General features: G+C 68.3%; 16 protein-coding genes and 1 riboswitch. Of the genes, 8 read left to right on the forward strand and 8 right to left on the reverse strand.

The genetic code is table 11. The features are described from left to right. Positions 1-29: 29 nt before the first annotated feature. Genes AC1RRS_RS14615 through AC1RRS_RS14625 form a run of 3 tightly spaced genes read right to left on the reverse strand, consistent with a single transcriptional unit; the run spans position 30 to position 1,881 of the window. Positions 30-728: a CoA pyrophosphatase gene (locus AC1RRS_RS14615; RefSeq protein WP_492855783.1), complete on the reverse strand. Its 699-nt coding sequence runs from the start codon at positions 726-728 to the stop codon at positions 30-32. Then, positions 725-1,303: a DUF1285 domain-containing protein gene (locus AC1RRS_RS14620; RefSeq protein ID WP_492855871.1), complete on the reverse strand. Its 579-nt coding sequence runs from the start codon at positions 1,301-1,303 to the stop codon at positions 725-727. The genes AC1RRS_RS14615 and AC1RRS_RS14620 overlap by 4 nt, the downstream gene beginning before the upstream one ends. A gap of 47 nt (positions 1,304-1,350) precedes the next feature. Then, positions 1,351-1,881 (reverse strand): GNAT family N-acetyltransferase, encoded by a 531-nt coding sequence (locus AC1RRS_RS14625; RefSeq protein ID WP_492855784.1) that lies wholly within the window; start codon positions 1,879-1,881, stop codon positions 1,351-1,353. 261 nt (positions 1,882-2,142) lie between these two features. On the opposite strand from AC1RRS_RS14625, the gene AC1RRS_RS14630 reads away from it, so the two are divergent. Next, on the forward strand, positions 2,143-3,411 hold the full coding sequence (locus tag AC1RRS_RS14630) for an MFS transporter (protein WP_110120027.1): 1,269 nt from the start codon (positions 2,143-2,145) through the stop codon (positions 3,409-3,411). Between the two features lie 4 nt (positions 3,412-3,415). On the opposite strand, the gene AC1RRS_RS14635 is transcribed toward AC1RRS_RS14630, so the two are convergent. Next, entirely contained in the window at positions 3,416-3,895 is a 480-nt protein-coding gene (locus tag AC1RRS_RS14635; RefSeq protein WP_492855785.1) for a GNAT family N-acetyltransferase, read from the reverse strand. Here AC1RRS_RS14635 and AC1RRS_RS14640 point away from each other — a divergent pair. After that, positions 3,894-4,220, forward strand: coding sequence for a TfoX/Sxy family protein (locus AC1RRS_RS14640; protein WP_492855786.1), 327 nt, complete (start codon positions 3,894-3,896; stop codon positions 4,218-4,220). The two genes, AC1RRS_RS14635 and AC1RRS_RS14640, sit on opposite strands and share 2 nt — an antisense overlap. Positions 4,221-4,224: 4 nt before the next feature. Here the strand turns inward: AC1RRS_RS14640 and AC1RRS_RS14645 are convergent, their stop codons facing one another. Next, complete coding sequence (locus AC1RRS_RS14645; RefSeq protein ID WP_492855787.1) at positions 4,225-5,316, reverse strand: Fic family protein; 1,092 nt, start codon at positions 5,314-5,316, stop codon at positions 4,225-4,227. Positions 5,317-5,391: 75 nt separating this feature from the next. Continuing rightward, entirely contained in the window at positions 5,392-6,249 is an 858-nt protein-coding gene (locus AC1RRS_RS14650; RefSeq protein WP_492855788.1) for an SDR family oxidoreductase, read from the reverse strand. Positions 6,250-6,373: 124 nt separating this feature from the next. On the opposite strand from AC1RRS_RS14650, the gene AC1RRS_RS14655 reads away from it, so the two are divergent. Beyond that, entirely contained in the window at positions 6,374-7,429 is a 1,056-nt protein-coding gene (locus AC1RRS_RS14655; protein ID WP_492855789.1) for a DUF2855 family protein, read from the forward strand. Between the two features lie 66 nt (positions 7,430-7,495). On the opposite strand, the gene AC1RRS_RS14660 is transcribed toward AC1RRS_RS14655, so the two are convergent. Both AC1RRS_RS14660 and AC1RRS_RS14665 read right to left on the reverse strand, forming a co-directional pair. After that, positions 7,496-9,967, reverse strand: coding sequence for a TonB-dependent receptor (locus AC1RRS_RS14660; protein ID WP_492855790.1), 2,472 nt, complete (start codon positions 9,965-9,967; stop codon positions 7,496-7,498). Positions 9,968-10,086: 119 nt separating this feature from the next. Beyond that, entirely contained in the window at positions 10,087-10,671 is a 585-nt protein-coding gene (locus tag AC1RRS_RS14665; protein ID WP_492855791.1) for a dihydrofolate reductase family protein, read from the reverse strand. 185 nt (positions 10,672-10,856) lie between these two features. On the opposite strand from AC1RRS_RS14665, the gene AC1RRS_RS14670 reads away from it, so the two are divergent. The 5 genes from AC1RRS_RS14670 (at position 10,857) to gcvH (ending at position 14,568) form a co-directional block, all read left to right on the forward strand. Next, positions 10,857-11,939: a site-specific DNA-methyltransferase gene (locus AC1RRS_RS14670; protein WP_492855792.1), complete on the forward strand. Its 1,083-nt coding sequence runs from the start codon at positions 10,857-10,859 to the stop codon at positions 11,937-11,939. 11 nt (positions 11,940-11,950) lie between these two features. Continuing rightward, positions 11,951-12,337, forward strand: a complete 387-nt coding sequence (locus AC1RRS_RS14675; RefSeq protein WP_492855793.1) for a hypothetical protein — start codon at positions 11,951-11,953, stop codon at positions 12,335-12,337. A gap of 4 nt (positions 12,338-12,341) precedes the next feature. Next, positions 12,342-12,728, forward strand: coding sequence for a hypothetical protein (locus AC1RRS_RS14680; protein WP_492855794.1), 387 nt, complete (start codon positions 12,342-12,344; stop codon positions 12,726-12,728). A gap of 102 nt (positions 12,729-12,830) precedes the next feature. Further along, positions 12,831-12,921, forward strand: a riboswitch (glycine riboswitch). Between the two features lie 154 nt (positions 12,922-13,075). After that, entirely contained in the window at positions 13,076-14,188 is a 1,113-nt protein-coding gene (gcvT, locus tag AC1RRS_RS14685; protein WP_492855795.1) for a glycine cleavage system aminomethyltransferase GcvT, read from the forward strand. A gap of 14 nt (positions 14,189-14,202) precedes the next feature. Continuing rightward, positions 14,203-14,568, forward strand: a complete 366-nt coding sequence (gene gcvH / locus AC1RRS_RS14690; RefSeq protein ID WP_487292163.1) for a glycine cleavage system protein GcvH — start codon at positions 14,203-14,205, stop codon at positions 14,566-14,568. Positions 14,569-14,610: the final 42 nt, after the last annotated feature.

Raw genomic sequence — 14,610 nt, forward strand, 5'->3', positions numbered from 1 at the left:
CGCGGGTGGGACGTCCTGCTTTCAAACGACTATTTCAGGGAATGGCTCGACCCGCCAAGAGGGGAAACACCGTCGTCCCCAACTGTCGGGACATCAGGGTGCAACCGTTCGTACAGCGCCCGTAACATCCCGGCCGTGGCGCCCCAGATGAACCGCTCGTTCCACGGCATGGCGTAGAAGTAGCGCGGCCCCGTCGGCGTGTCGCGATGCTGGCGCTGGTGATTGGCCGGGTTCATCAGGAAGTCGAACGGCGTCTCGAAGACGTCGGCCACCTCGTCGGGATTGGCGGTCAGCGTGCAGTCCGGATCGACGAAGCCGACCACCGGCGTCACGTAGAACCCCGTCACCGTGGCGTAGCCGTTCAGCAGGCCGGCCACCTCGACGAAGCGCGGGTCCAGCCCCACCTCCTCGTTGGCCTCGCGCAGGGCCGTGCCCCAGGGGGTCTCGCCCGGATCGCAGCGCCCGCCGGGAAAGGCGACCTGGCCAGTGTGGCTGCGCAGCGCGTCCGAGCGGCGGGTGAGGATGACGTTCAGCGTGTCGCCACGCTCGACCAGGCCGATCAGCACCGCCGCAGGCCGCAGGGCGTGCGGATTGTCCATCTTCAGGCCCGGATTGAGGTCGTAGTCCGAGCGCCAGACGTTCTCCACGCTCGGATCATAGGCCTCGATCGGGTCCAGGCGTTCGCGGATCCAGGCCCGCCGCGCCGCCACGTCCGTTCGCGGGATCATGCGGCCGGCCCGATCGGAAACCAGGCGCCGTTGGACGAGACGCCCAGGCGCGGGCCGTCCGGCGTGTCGCCCTCGGCCGCCATCTCGACCAGCTCGTAGAACACCGGGCGGGCGATCAGCGCCTCCAGCCCCCGGCGCACGTGCAGATAGGGTCGAGGCTCGCCGGTGGCGGGATCCTCCTCGACGCGGATGGCGTTTTCCGGCCCCGCCTCGACCTCGTCGCCGACATTGGTCAGGAAGCGCAGGGCCTCGCCTGCCCGGTCGACGCGCACGGCGATGAACGGCGCGTCCTCGACCACGATCTTCATCTTCTCCACCGGGGTGACCAGGTGGAAGCCGTCGGGGTCGCGCCGCAGGATGGTCGAGAACAGGCGCACCAGGGCCTCGCGGCCGATCGGCGTGCCCTCGTGGAACCAGACCCCGTCCTTGCGGATGCGGATGTCGATGTCGCCGCAGTGGGCGGGGTTCCACAGATGCACCGGCGGCAGGCCGCGCTTTTCCCCCTCGCCGCCTTGCGCGGCCTTGGCGGCGTCGGCGACGCCTTGAAGTCCGGTGCGGGCTGTGTCGGAGGGCATGGCCCTCAGGTAGGCCATGCGCGCTCCCGGCTCAAGCGATGCTGGGCCTAAGCGACCGCGACGCGGCCTTCGAAGCCTTCGTCGCCGCCGGGAACCAGGGCCTTCAGCAGCACCCGGCGCTGGTCGGCCGGACCCGGCATCACGACCTTGGCGGCCGGCGCGGCCGAAAAGCCGATGCGGGCGAAATAGGGCGCGTCGCCGACCAGCAGCACGGCCTTCCAGCCGGCCTTGGCGGCGGCGGCGCAGGCGGTCTCGACCAGGGCCTGGCCCAGGCCGGCGCTGCGCTGGGTCGCATCAACCGCCAGCGGGCCGAGGAACGCGACCGGCTTGCCGCCGATGGTCACCGGCCACAGGCGCACGCTGCCGATCACCTGGTCGCCGCGCAGAGCCACGAACGAGCAGTCGTCCAGCTTGCGATTGCCCTCGCGCAGCCGCTCGGACGACTTGGCGAACCGGCCCGGCCCGAAGGCGCGATCGACCAGCGCCTCGACGGCGGCGGCGTGGCGCGGGGCCTCGACCTCGATGGCGGGGGCGTCATGCGAAATGGCGGCGACGGAAGAAGCAGAAGAAGCAGTCATGGTGCGGCGATGATCCGGGTACGTGCAGGGGGCTTTATCCTCGGCGCGTGACGCGGCCGCGACGGCCGCCTTTCCGGGGCGTTCAGGCGCGGACCGAAGTCGGCGCGGCGCAGGTTCGTCGCAGGCGTCGCATGAGCGGCGCTCCCCATGGCAGAGGCGGGCGGCATAGGGCCGTATGACCCCGACGTCAACGAAATCGACGGCCTTATGAGACAAACGCGATTGCGACGCTTCGCCTCAAGGGGCAGGGTCCGCGCCGAAATGTCAGACCCCGCCTCCCCTGCTTCGCCGCCAGAACCCGACACCTCGACCCGCGCCCTGCTGCGCGAGCGGGACTATCTCTGCTTCTGGGGGGCGCGCTTCGTCGGCACGCTGGGGGTGCAGATCCAGGCCGTGGCCCTGGGCTGGCAGGTCTACGCCATCGCCCGCCAGACCATGTCGGTCGGCGAGTCGGCCTTCATGGTCAGCATGATCGGCCTGGCGCAGTTCGTGCCGCTGTTCCTGCTGACCCTGCTGGCCGGCGAGACGGCCGACCGCCGCACCCGCAAGCACATCGCGATGATCACCCTGGGGATCGACATCGTCAGTGTGCTGATCCTGTTCTTCCTGGCGATCAAAGGCATCCACGCCCTGTGGCCGATCTTCGTCGTCGCCGTGTTCTTCGGGGCCAGCCGCGCCTTCATGGCCCCGGCGACCGGCGCCATGGGGCCGATGCTGGTGCCCCGGCCGCTGCTGCCCCGGGCGATCGCCTGGAACGCCCTGGCCTGGCAAGCCGGCTCGATCGTCGGCCCGGCGCTGGGCGGGCTCTTGCTGGTGCATTCGGCGGGCCTGGCCTTCGGCGGCGCGGCTGCTCTGTATGTCGTCGGCCTGCTGCTGCTGTCGGCCATCCGCCGGCCGACCAAGCCCGAGGCCCAGCCCGGCTCGCGCCTGGAGCTGATCAAGGAAGGGCTGGCCTATGTCTGGAACAACAAGATCGTCTTCGGCTCGATCTCGCTGGACCTGTTCGCGGTGATCCTGGGCGGGGCCACGGCCCTGCTGCCGGTCTTCGCCCGCGACGTGCTGCACATCGGCCCCGGCGGCTTTGGCCTGCTGCGCGCCTCGCCGGCCATCGGCGCGACCCTGGTCGGCCTCTATCTCGCCAGCCAGCCGATCCGCCGCCACGCCGGCCGGATCATGTTCGCCGGCGTGTTCGTGTTCGGCGCGGCCACCGTGGTCTTCGGCCTGTCCAAGCTGGTCTGGCTGTCGGTGGCCTCGCTGGCGGTGCTGGGCGGGGCCGACATGCTGTCGGTCTATGTCCGCCAGACCCTGGTGCAGATCGTCACCCCCGACGCCATGCGCGGCCGCGTCTCGGCCGTCTCGGGCGTGTTCATCAGCGCTTCCAACGAACTGGGCGAGGTCGAGAGCGGCGCGGTCGCCTGGCTGCTCGGCCCCGTCGGCGCGGCGGTGTTCGGCGGCCTGGGCGCCATGGTCGTCACCGGAACCTGGGCCTGGCTGTTCCCGGCGCTGCGCAAGGCCGACCGGCTGGAGTAGCGCCTCAGCTCGCCGCCAGCCGCTCCAGCGCTTCGCCCGTCATCCGCCGCACGATCCACTCGTCCATCGCCGCCGCCCCGAGGCTGTCGTAGAAGGCGATCGACGGGGCGTTCCAGTCGAGCACGGCCCATTCCAGCCGCCCCAGGTTCTCGGCCACGCAGCGACGGGCCAGGTTGGCCAGCAGCGCCTTGCCCGCGCCCGAACCGCGCGCGGCCGGCCGCACAAACAGGTCCTCCAGATAGATCCCGTGCCGGCCGACGAAGGTCGAGAAGTTGTAGAACCACAAGGCGAAGCCCACCGGCTCGCCGTCGATCTCGGCGATGTCGCAGAAGGCCTTGGGATGCTCGCCGAACAGCGCCGCCTCGACATGGGCTTGCGTGGCCTCCACCGCATGCAGCAGCTTCTCGTACTCCGCCAGGTCGCGGACGAACGACAGGATCAGGGCGGCGTCTTCTGGCGCGGCGGGACGGATGGTGACGGGCATGGCGGTTTCGAATGACTTCCTGGAGTTCGTGCTGGAGCAGCTGGCCCCTCTGGGAGCGCTGAAGCCCAAGCGGATGTTCGGCGGCGTCGGTCTTTACGCCAACGGCCTGTTCTTCGCGATCCTCGACGACGACACCCTCTACCTCAAGGGCGACGAGGCCCTCAAACCCCAGTTCGAAGCCGCCGGCGGCCACGCCTTCGATCCCTTCGGCGAAGGCAAGCCCATGGCCTACTGGAGCGCCCCGGCCGAGGCCATGGACGATCCGGACCTGCTGGTGGACTGGGCGCGCAAGGCGCTGGAGGTGGCGGCGCGGAAGAAGCGGTGAGGCGTCAGCCGCCGGACACCCGCAGCAGCAAGTCCACCAGCGGCCGGTTGACGTAATAGTTGCTGCGTCCCTGGCTGTGCTTCTCGATCAGCCCTCCGGCCGCCAGTTCGTCCAGATACTTGGCCGCCGTCTGGCGCACGACGCCCAGCTCGTTCTGCACGAACTCGATCCGCGTGTAGGGGTGGCGGAACAGGTTGTTGAGCAGGTCCTGCGAGTAGATCTTGGGATGCCCTGTTCGCAGGCGCGCCTTGTATTCGGTCATCAACGCAGCGACGCCCTGCACCAGCGCCAACGTCTGGATCGAGGTCTCGGCGACCGCACGCAGCATGTAGAGCAGCCAGGGCTCCCAGGCGCCGTCGTCCCGCACCTGCTGCAGCAGGCGATAATACTCGGCCTTGTTGGTGATCACATAGCGGCTGAGATAGAGGATCGGGATCTCCAGCAACCCGACCTTGGTCAGATACAGCACGTTGAGAATGCGGCCCAGACGACCGTTGCCGTCCGGGAACGGGTGGATGCTTTCGAACTGGTGGTGGATCAGCGCCATCTTGATGAGAGGGTCCAGATCGCTGACCGCATCGTCGTTCACGAAACGCTCCAGCGCCGTCATGTGGGCGATGATGGCGTCCCGATCCTGCGGCGGCACGTAGACGATCTGGCCAGTGACGTCGTTGTAGAGCGCCGTCCCTGGCGTCGAACGAAAGTCGCCGCCGGTGCGCTTGAGCACCTGAAACATCTCGACGAGCATGTTGTTGGTCAGCAGCCCGTCGCTCTCGCGCAACCGGTCAAAGCCGCGCTTTAGAGCATCCCTGTAGAGCGCGACCTCCTTGGCGGGACCGCCCTGCCCCGCCTCGAGCAGAAGGGTGGCCTGGAACATCTCGTCCTGGGTGGTGACGATGTTCTCGATTTCCGAACTGGCGCGCGCTTCCTGCAGCGAGAGGGTGTCGATGAGGATGCCCTGGTTGGGGATCGTGCCGGCGCGCCCCTTGAGCTCGGCCAGATAGCGGTGCGCTCGCGTCGCCTCGCGCAGCACCGCCGTCGTCTCCAATTCCACTGCCGGCGGCAGCGGCGGAATGACATAGGTCGGCTTTAACACGTCGCACCCATCATGTTAAAGAAATCGCATTTTAATAACACATTGAGCGCGACATGTAAAAGAAAGCCGCGCTCTCTAACCGATCACCACCCCCGGCGGCGGGACGCTGTCTTCCGGCACGAAGAAGTCCGGCATCAGGGTGGCGGTGGGATCGACGCGGTACTGGTCGAAGTCGCGCACGCCCTCGCCGTAGAGGAAGGTGTCGTCGATCAGGAACTGGCCGGTGAGCTCGCGCGAGGGCTTTTCGAAGATCGCGTGGGCGGCGTCGGCCATGATTTCGGGGGTGCGGCAGTGGCGCAGGCCCTCTTCGCCGGTCAGGGCGAACTGGATGGCGGCGGTGGCGATGCCAGTGCGCGGCCACAAGGCGTTGAAGGCGATCCCGTCGCTCCTGAACTCCTCGGCCATGCCCAGCACGCACATCGACATGCCGAACTTGGCCATGGTGTAGGCCACGTGGCCGCCGAACCACCGGGGCGACATGTCGAGCGGCGGCGACAGCATCAGCACGTGCGGATTGGCCGACTTCTTCAGGTGCGGGATGCAGGCCTTCGACGTCAGGAAGGTGCCGCGCGTATTGACCTGATGCATCAGGTCGTAGCGCTTCATGTCGGTCGACAGCGTGCCGGTCAGCGAGATGGCCGAGGCGTTGTTGACCAGGATGTCGATGCCGCCGAACCGCTCGACGGCCTGGTCGACCGCCGACTGCACGCTGGCCTCGTCGCGCACGTCGACCACCAGCGGCAGGGCCGCGCCGCCGGCCGCGGCGATCTCGTCGGCGGCGGTATAGATGGTGCCGGGCAGCTTGGGATGCGGGTCGGCGGTCTTGGCCGCGACCACGATATTGGCCCCGTCGCGCGCGGCCCGCAGGGCGATGGCCAGGCCGATGCCGCGGCTGGCGCCGGTGATGAACAGGGTCTTGCCCGCGAGGCTCATGGTCGTTTCTCCCTTTTGCCGGCGACCATGCGCCGTTGACGCGGCGGGCGGCAAGAATTCAAACAATTGTTTGACTTGTGTTCGAGCCTGCCGCCTACTCCCAGCGACGAACGGGAGGCTCGCCATGGCCTGGGATTTTCTGGTCGCCAAGTCCGACCTGCGCCGCACCGAATTCCGCGAGGTCGAGCCGCCGCCGCTCGAGGACGGCCAGGCAAGACTGGCGATCGAGACCTTCGCCCTGACCGCCAACAACATCACCTACGCCGTGTTCGGCGAGGCCATGCGCTACTGGGATTTCTTCCCCGCGCCGGAAGGCTTCGGCCGCGTGCCGGTCTGGGGCCACGCCCGGGTCGAGGCCTCGGCCCATCCAGACATCGCGGTCGGCCAGCGGTTCTATGGCTATTGGCCGATGTCGACGCACCTGACGGTGCAGGCCAGGCCCGGCCGCACCGGCTTCACCGACGTCTCGCCCCACCGCGCCCAGCTGGCGGCGGTCTACAACCAGTACCAGGCCGTCGGCGAAGACGACGGGCTGGAGGCGCACAGGGCGCTGCTGCAGCCCCTCTTCATCACCTCGTTCCTGATCGAGGACTTTCTGGACGAGAGCGCCCTGTTCGGCGCCAAGTCCGTCATCCTCTCCAGCGCCTCGGCCAAGACGGCGATCGGCCTGGCCCACCTGCTCAAGCGCCGGGGCGCCGCCAAGGTCGTGGGCCTGACCTCGCCGCGCAACGTCGCCTTCGTCGAAGCCTTAGGCGTCTACAACCAGGTCGTGACCTATGCCGACCTGCCAACGGCGCCGATCGAGCGCCCGGCGGTGTTCGTCGACTTCGCCGGCGACGCGGCCGTACTGCACAGCGTGCACGAGACCTTCGGCGAGGATCTCGCCTTCTCCCTGCTGGTCGGCGGCACGCACTGGGAGACCGAACGCGGCGGCGGATCCCTGCCCGGCCCCAAGCCGGTGTTCTTCTTCGCCCCCGACCGCATCGCCAAGCGTCGCCAGGACTGGGCGCCCGGCGAGTTCGAGACCCGCTACGGCGCCGCCTGGGGCCCGTTCGTCGCCGACGCCCCGCGCTGGCTGACGGTGGAGCGCGGCGAGGGTCGAGAGGCGATCCAGCAAGCCTTCCTGGCCCAGGTCGACGGCGGAACCTCGCCCAGCGTCGGGGTCGTGCTGGCGCCCTGAGGCCCAAAGAAAAGGCCCGGCGGTGTTCCCGCCGGGCCTCTCTGTTCGCGGTCGTTGGCCCGAAGACTAGAAGTCCGCCGACAGGGTCACGAAGCCCATGCGCGGGGCCTGGGCGTAGGCGGTGTAGCCGCCCGAGTTGCTGGTCACGTTGGCCGTCGAGACGCCCTTCTTGTCGAAGAGGTTGGTGATGTTGGCCGAGACCCGCAGGCCCTTCACCAAGCCGTCGGCCGGCATGTCGAAGGTGTAGGCGGCCTGCAGGTCGACCAGCATCATCGACTTCACCGACAGGTCGTTGAGGTAGGTCACGTTGCGCTTGCCGACATAGTCGCCGCTGATCTGGGCGTCGAACTTGCCCTGGTTGAAGCGCAGCACGGTCTTGTTCATCCACTTGGGCGTCAACGGCACGGTCTTGCCGCCGGTCGCCACGGTGACGGGGGTGCTCACGCCGCCCACGACGGTGGTGCCGCTCTGGTAGTCGGAGTCGTACTTGGCCTCGTTGTAGGACAGGGCGTTGTAGAGTTGGACGTGCGTGCCGAACTTCAGCGTGCCGGCCACGTCGACGCCCTTGGAGGTAACGCCGCCGACATTGGCCAGGATGGCCGGGCCGGGGTTGATGAAGCTGTAGGGGGCGATGTTCAGCAGGCGGTTGCTGAACTTGACGTCATAGGCGTTGATCTGGCCCTCGACGCCGGTGATCGGACCCCAGGCCACGTCGTGGCGGCTGCGCAGGCCGATCTCGTAGGTCCAGGAGGTCTCGGGCTTCACCGTCTGCTTGAACAGGTCGAAGGCCGCCTGGGTGCCCAGGCTCCACGGCGAGAAGCCGTAGAAGTTGCTGCCCGCGCCATAGGGAATGAACTGGCGCATGTTCTGCTGGACGTTGACGAACACCTGCTCGCTGTCGGTGGCCTCCCACAGCAGGCCGGCCTGCGGCAGGAACCACTTGTTCGACTTGATGCTGCCGGTCGGATAGTGGACCGGCACCGCCACGGTCGGCAGGTTCTGCTGGTTGATCGGGAACTTGCCGGTGGCGTCCTGCAGGCTCGACTTGAAGCCCGCCTGCAGCAGCAGTTTCGGCGTCACGCGCCACTGGTCCTGCAGGTGCAGCTGGATGTCGTTGACGTAGAACTCGGCGGCGTACTGGGTCAGCACCTTCTTGCCGCGCGGCACGTCGTAGGGCGACAGGTCGTTGTTGGCGGCGGTCATCGGATACCAGGCGCGCTGCTGGGCCGATTCATTGTGCTCGAACCAGACGCCGCCCTTGATCTGGTGGTCGCCCAGGGTCCACTCGGCCGTCGAGGTCAGGCCCGTACGGTTGATGCGGTACTCGGTGGTGCGCACCGCGTTCCCCGAACCGCCGAACAGGTTGGCGATGTTGGCCAGGGTGGCGGCGCTGGTGTTCGAGCCGACCACGAGGCTGGGATAGTAGGTGGCGAACAGCGCCGGCAGGCCGGCGGTGTTGATCGGGCCGGCGACGATCCCGCGACCGAAGTTGTAGTGATGATAGGCCTGGTTGGTCCAGGTGAAGTCCTCGACCGGCTTCCAGGCGTACTTGACGTAGGTCAGGATGTCCTCGCGCTGGGCGGCGCTGAAGCAGTTGGAGAAGTTGTTACCCTGGGCCGTCGGCGGGGTGCCGGGACCGCCCGTCAGGTTGCTCGTGCAGGCCGCCAGGTTCGGATAGAGGAACGGGCGGGTATAGGGCGTGTAGCTGGCGGCCGCCGTGGTCTGCTGGTTGCCGAAGGCGGTGGCGTCCTCGTTCGGCTCAACCTTCATCTGCCAGTCGGCATAGAAGGTCAGCACGCCGTGCTCGGCCTCGCGATCGACCTTCAGGTTCACCTGGTGGCCGCGCTGGTGGCCGTCGAAGTCCCAGGCCTTGGCGTCGTGACGCAGGTACGAGAGGTAGCCCTTGAAGCCGCCGGCGATCTCGCCGGTGTCGAGGCGCAGGAAGGTGCGGCTGGTCTCGTTGCTGCCGACGGTCTGGCGCACGGTGAAGCCGCGCTCGGCCGACGGATCGCGGCTGAAGGTCTCGATGGCGCCGCCCAGATTGCTGGTCGAGGCCACGCCCAGCGAGCCGGCGCCCGACGACAGGGTCACGCGGGAAACGTTCTCGCTGGTGACGGCCCGCGACACCGACAGGCCGTTGTAGTTGCCGTACTGCTGGTCGCCCAGCGGCACGCCGTCGAGGGTGAAGCCCAGTTGCTGGGTCGAGAAGCCGTGGACGAACAGCGACAGATTCTGCTCGTTGTTGCCCCACGGATCGGCGGTCCGATAGACGACGCCGGGCAGGAACTGGATGGCCTTCAGCGGGCTGGCGCCGGGGAGGACGCGCTGGATTTGCTGGGCCTGCATGGCCACGGCCGAGCGGGTCTCGCTCTGGCTGGTGACGATGACCTGCTCGACGGCGGTCGAGTCAGGATTGGCGGCGTCGGCGGTCGCCGGAACCGCGGCGGCGTCGGCCGCCTGGGCGCTCGTCGCCAGCAGGGCCACGAGAGCCGCGCCGCAGAACATCAGGGCCGAGCGGCCCTTCGTGTTGAAAGTCATATCCATCCCCTTGTGCGCCAGGCGGCGCGCTGGGGTGGCGGATATGGCGGTCGCAAGACGCCGTTACGTCGATCGCGCGAAGGTTAGATGACGCCCGACAGGCGAGGTTCGCGCCCCTTCTAAACCTCCGCTACGCCCTGGGACCCGGCCGCCCGCCCCCTGCCCTGTCCCGGCCTGACCGGCGGCAGTTCGTAGTCCAGCCGCACCACGCCCATGGCCAGGGCGGCCGTCCCCCGCAGCACCAGCCCCCGCGGCGCGCCGGTGCGTTCGGGAAAGAGGCGCAGGCCCTCGCCCAGCAGCACCGGCGCGATCAGCAGCGACAGGCGGTCCAGCGCGCCTTCCTCGGCGAAGGCGGCCAGCAGGCCCGCGCCGCCCACCACCCAGACGTCGCCGTCGTCGAGGTCGCGCAGGCGCTCGATCAGGTCAGACACCCCCTCGCGCCAGAACCTCACCCCGCGCTGCACCGGATCGCCCCGCCGCGAGGTGACGACGAAGCCGCGCTTGCCGGCATAGGGCCAGCCGGTTCCCAGGCTCGGGATCAGGTCGTAGGTGCGCCGGCCCATCACCACGGTGCCGACGTCGTCGATGAAGGCGCCATAGCCGGGATCGACCTTGCGGAACGGCGCCAGCCACTGCACCCCGCCGTCCGCGTCGGCCACGCAACCGTCGAGGCTGGCGGCGATGAAACCGCGGATCAGCGCCATGCCCCTTCCCCCTCGCCCCGCCTCTTCGCGTCTCGGTCGAGTCCACAATACGGAACATTACAGGAACATCAAGCGTCGTTAACCGATTTCGGATTCGCGATTAACCGTCGGCTAACCATGACCGTTCATTCCCGGGTAACCACGGGACTCCATGATTCCCTTGGGTGTTTTTCAGGGAAGCGGACATGTCCTTCGGGCCGGAAACCATCATCCAGGGCGACTGCATCGAGGCGATGAACGCCCTGCCCGAGAAGTCGGTCGACCTGATCTTCGCCGATCCGCCCTACAACCTGCAGCTCGGCGGCGACCTGCTGCGTCCGGACAACTCCAAGGTCGACGCGGTCGACGACCACTGGGACCAGTTCGAGAGCTTCGCCGCCTACGACAAGTTCACCCGCGAGTGGCTGAAGGCCGCCCGCCGCGTCCTCAAGGACGACGGCGCGATCTGGGTGATCGGCAGCTACCACAACATCTTCCGCGTTGGCGTGGCCGTGCAGGACCTGGGCTTCTGGATCCTCAACGACGTCATCTGGCGCAAGACCAACCCGATGCCCAACTTCAAGGGCACCCGCTTCGCCAACGCCCACGAGACCCTGATCTGGGCCTCCAAGAGCCAGAACGCCAAGCGCTACACCTTCAACTACGACGCCCTGAAGATGGCCAATGACGAGGTGCAGATGCGCTCGGACTGGACCATCCCGCTGTGCACCGGCGAAGAGCGCATCAAGGGCGCCGACGGGAACAAGGCCCACCCGACCCAGAAGCCGGAAGCCCTGCTCTACCGGGTGATCCTGTCGACGACCAAGCCGGGCGACGTGATCCTGGATCCGTTCTTCGGCGTCGGCACCACCGGCGCGGCCGCCAAGCGCCTGGGCCGCAAGTTCATCGGCATCGAGCGCGAGGCCGAATATGTCGGCCACGCCAAGGAGCGGATCGCCAAGGTCATCCCGATCGCGCCGCAGGACCTGGACGTCATGGGCAGCAAGCGGTCCGAGCCGCGCGTGCCGTTCGGCACCATCGTCGAGGCCGGCCTGCTGCACCCGGGCGACACCCTCTATTGCTCGAAGGGCAATCACGTCGCCAAGGTCCGCCCGGACGGCTCGATCGCGGTCGGCGACCTGTCGGGCTCGATCCACAAGATCGGCGCCATGGTGCAGTCGGCCCCGGCCTGCAACGGCTGGACCTACTGGCACTTCAAGACAGACGCGGGCCTGGCCCCCATCGACGTCCTGCGCGCCCAGGTGCGCGCCAGCATGCCCCACGCCTGACCGGATCCAGCGTGAAAGAAGGCCCCATCGGCGTTCGCCGCTACTGGACGATCGGCTGCCTGGCCATCGTGCTGACGGTGCTGTGCGGTCCGGCGGTTCCGGACAAGGCCGGCCCGGTCAGCCTGGTCGGCCCGCTGATCGAGATCGTCGGCTGCGCCATCCTGGTGCTCATCGCCCGCCGCCGGCTGGGCGCGAAGGCCAACCTGGCGTTCATCGGTCCAGCCCTCGGCGCGGCGATCCTGTGGGCTGTCTATCTCTGGGTGAACCAAGGAGGCTTCGGCCCGAAACCCGGACCCACCGCCTGGCTCGGCGTCACCCTGCTGGGCGTGGCCATGGGCGCGGTGCTGCAGTTCCTGATCGTCGGCTTCATCGGCCAGGGCGGCCGCACCAAGGCTTGAGCCCGTGGACGAAGCGCTGCCCGATATTCCCTTTCCGCCTTCGCTGATGGAGATCGAAGTGATCTCCGATCGCGGCCTGCGGCTGGTCGTCGAGGCCGCGGAGGGCGAGACCTTCGAACTCAGTTGGGAGGTCACGGTTGGCGTTCTGGTGCGGGGCGACCCTTTTCCCACCGGCGGCCCCAGCACCCAGACCCTGATCGAGGAACCGCCCGACAGCCCGTTCCTGACCTTCATTCGCGCCGGCAGCCATGCCGATCCCTATTACGTCGCCGCCATGCAGGGCTTTCCGCCCGATCCACCGAACGTGCTGCGGCACTGGGCGCTTTGCACCCACGAGGCGTTGATCGAGGTGGCCTCTCTCTATCCGCCGACGGTGAAGCGGCTGGCCTGAAGCCAAGCCGCGACGCGCCTTGAATCCCGGCGTCGCCAGATCCCCGCCCGCCCAGATCTCGGCCGCGCTTGACTCCCTCCCCCGCCTCGCTCATTGACCGCCTTGACCCTCGCGGGAGACGTCGGGATTCGCTCCCGAGGCCGAAGGCGCAACCGCCCCGGAAACGCTCAGGCAAAAGGACCGCGCGGGTTTAGGAACGCTGGAAAGTGGCAGCTTGCGAGAGCTGCCCGCCGAAGGAGCAAGGGCCTGGCTCAGGTCCGGAATCTCTCAGGTCAAAGGGACAGCGGGGGCGCTATCGCCAGGCGAAAGCCGGGCTTGCAGCGCCGTCCCCGTTTGGAGCCCTCCGCGTGTCCACCGAAGACCTCAAGAAGACCCCGCTCTACGACGCGCACGTCGCCGCCGGCGCGCGCATGGTGCCTTTCGCGGGCTACCACATGCCGGTGCAGTACAAGGACGGCGTGCTCAAGGAGCACCTGTGGACCCGCGAGCATGCGGGCCTGTTCGACGTCTCGCACATGGGCCAGGCCCGTCTGCGCGGCGACAACCCCGCCAGGAGCTTCGAGAAGGTGGTCTCGGCCGACTACCAGGGCCTGAAGGCCGGCAAGCAGCGCTACGGCGTGCTGCTGAACGCAGAAGGCGGGATCATCGACGATCTGATGACCGCCCGCCCTGATGACGATGGTTTGTTCGTCGTGGTCAACGGCGCCTGCAAGGACAACGACTACGCGATCATCGCCCGCGAGCTGGCCGGCGAAGCCACCGTCACCCGCCTGGAAGACCGGGCCCTGCTGGCCCTGCAAGGCCCCGAGGCCGCCGCCGTGCTGGCCGCCCACGTGCCGGACGCCGCCACGATGGTGTTCATGGACGCCCGCGCGCTCACCGCGTTCGGCGTCGACGCCATCATCTCCCGCTCGGGCTACACCGGCGAGGACGGCTACGAGATCTCGGTTCCGGCCGACGCCGCCGAGCGCATTTGGAACACCCTGCTGGCCGACGAGCGCGTCAAGCCGATCGGCCTGGGCGCCCGCGACAGCCTGCGCCTGGAAGCGGGCCTGCCGCTCTACGGCCACGACCTGGACGAGACCGTCTCGCCGATCGAGGCCGGCCTGAACTTCGCCGTCGGCAAGAGCCGCCGCGAGGCCGGCGACTTCCTGGGCGCGGCGCGCATCACCAAGGAACTGGCCGGCGAGCTGTCGCGCGTCCGCGTGAACCTGAAGGTGCTGGAAGGCGCCCCGGCCCGCGAAGGCGCGCAGATCGCCGACGCTGATGGCGCCGTGATCGGCAAGGTCACCAGCGGAGGCTTCGGCCCCAGCTTCGGCGGCGCCATCGCCATCGGCTTCGTGCCCCCGGCCTACGCCGTGCTCGGGTCGCAGTTGAAAGTCATCGTCCGGGGCAAGTCGGCGGCCGCCGAGGTCGTCGCCTCCCCGTTCGTTCCCACCCGTTACGTCCGCAAACTCTAATCAAGGGCCGAGAGATGCGTTTCACCAAAGATCACGAGTGGGTCGCCGTCGAAGGCGACATCGCCACCGTCGGCATCACCGCCTACGCCGCCGAGCAGCTGGGCGACGTGGTGTTCGTCGAAGTTCCGGAAGTCGGCAAGACCGTCGCCCAGGGTGAAGGCCTGGCCGTCGTCGAGAGCGTCAAGGCCGCCTCCGACGTCTACGCCCCGGTGTCGGGCGAGGTCGTGGAAGCCAACGCCGAGCTGGGCGATGCGCCGGAAACCGTCAACGCCGTGCCGGAAAGCGGCGGCTGGTTCGCCAAGCTGAAGCTCTCCAACCCGGCCGAGGTCGACGCCCTGATGGACCGCGACGCCTACGAGGCGTTCCTGGCGACGCTGTAAGGAAGAACCCTTCCCCCTTGATGGGGGAAGGGCAGGGTTGGG

It is taken from the genome of Caulobacter sp. GW821-FHT12A07 (assembly GCF_058807655.1).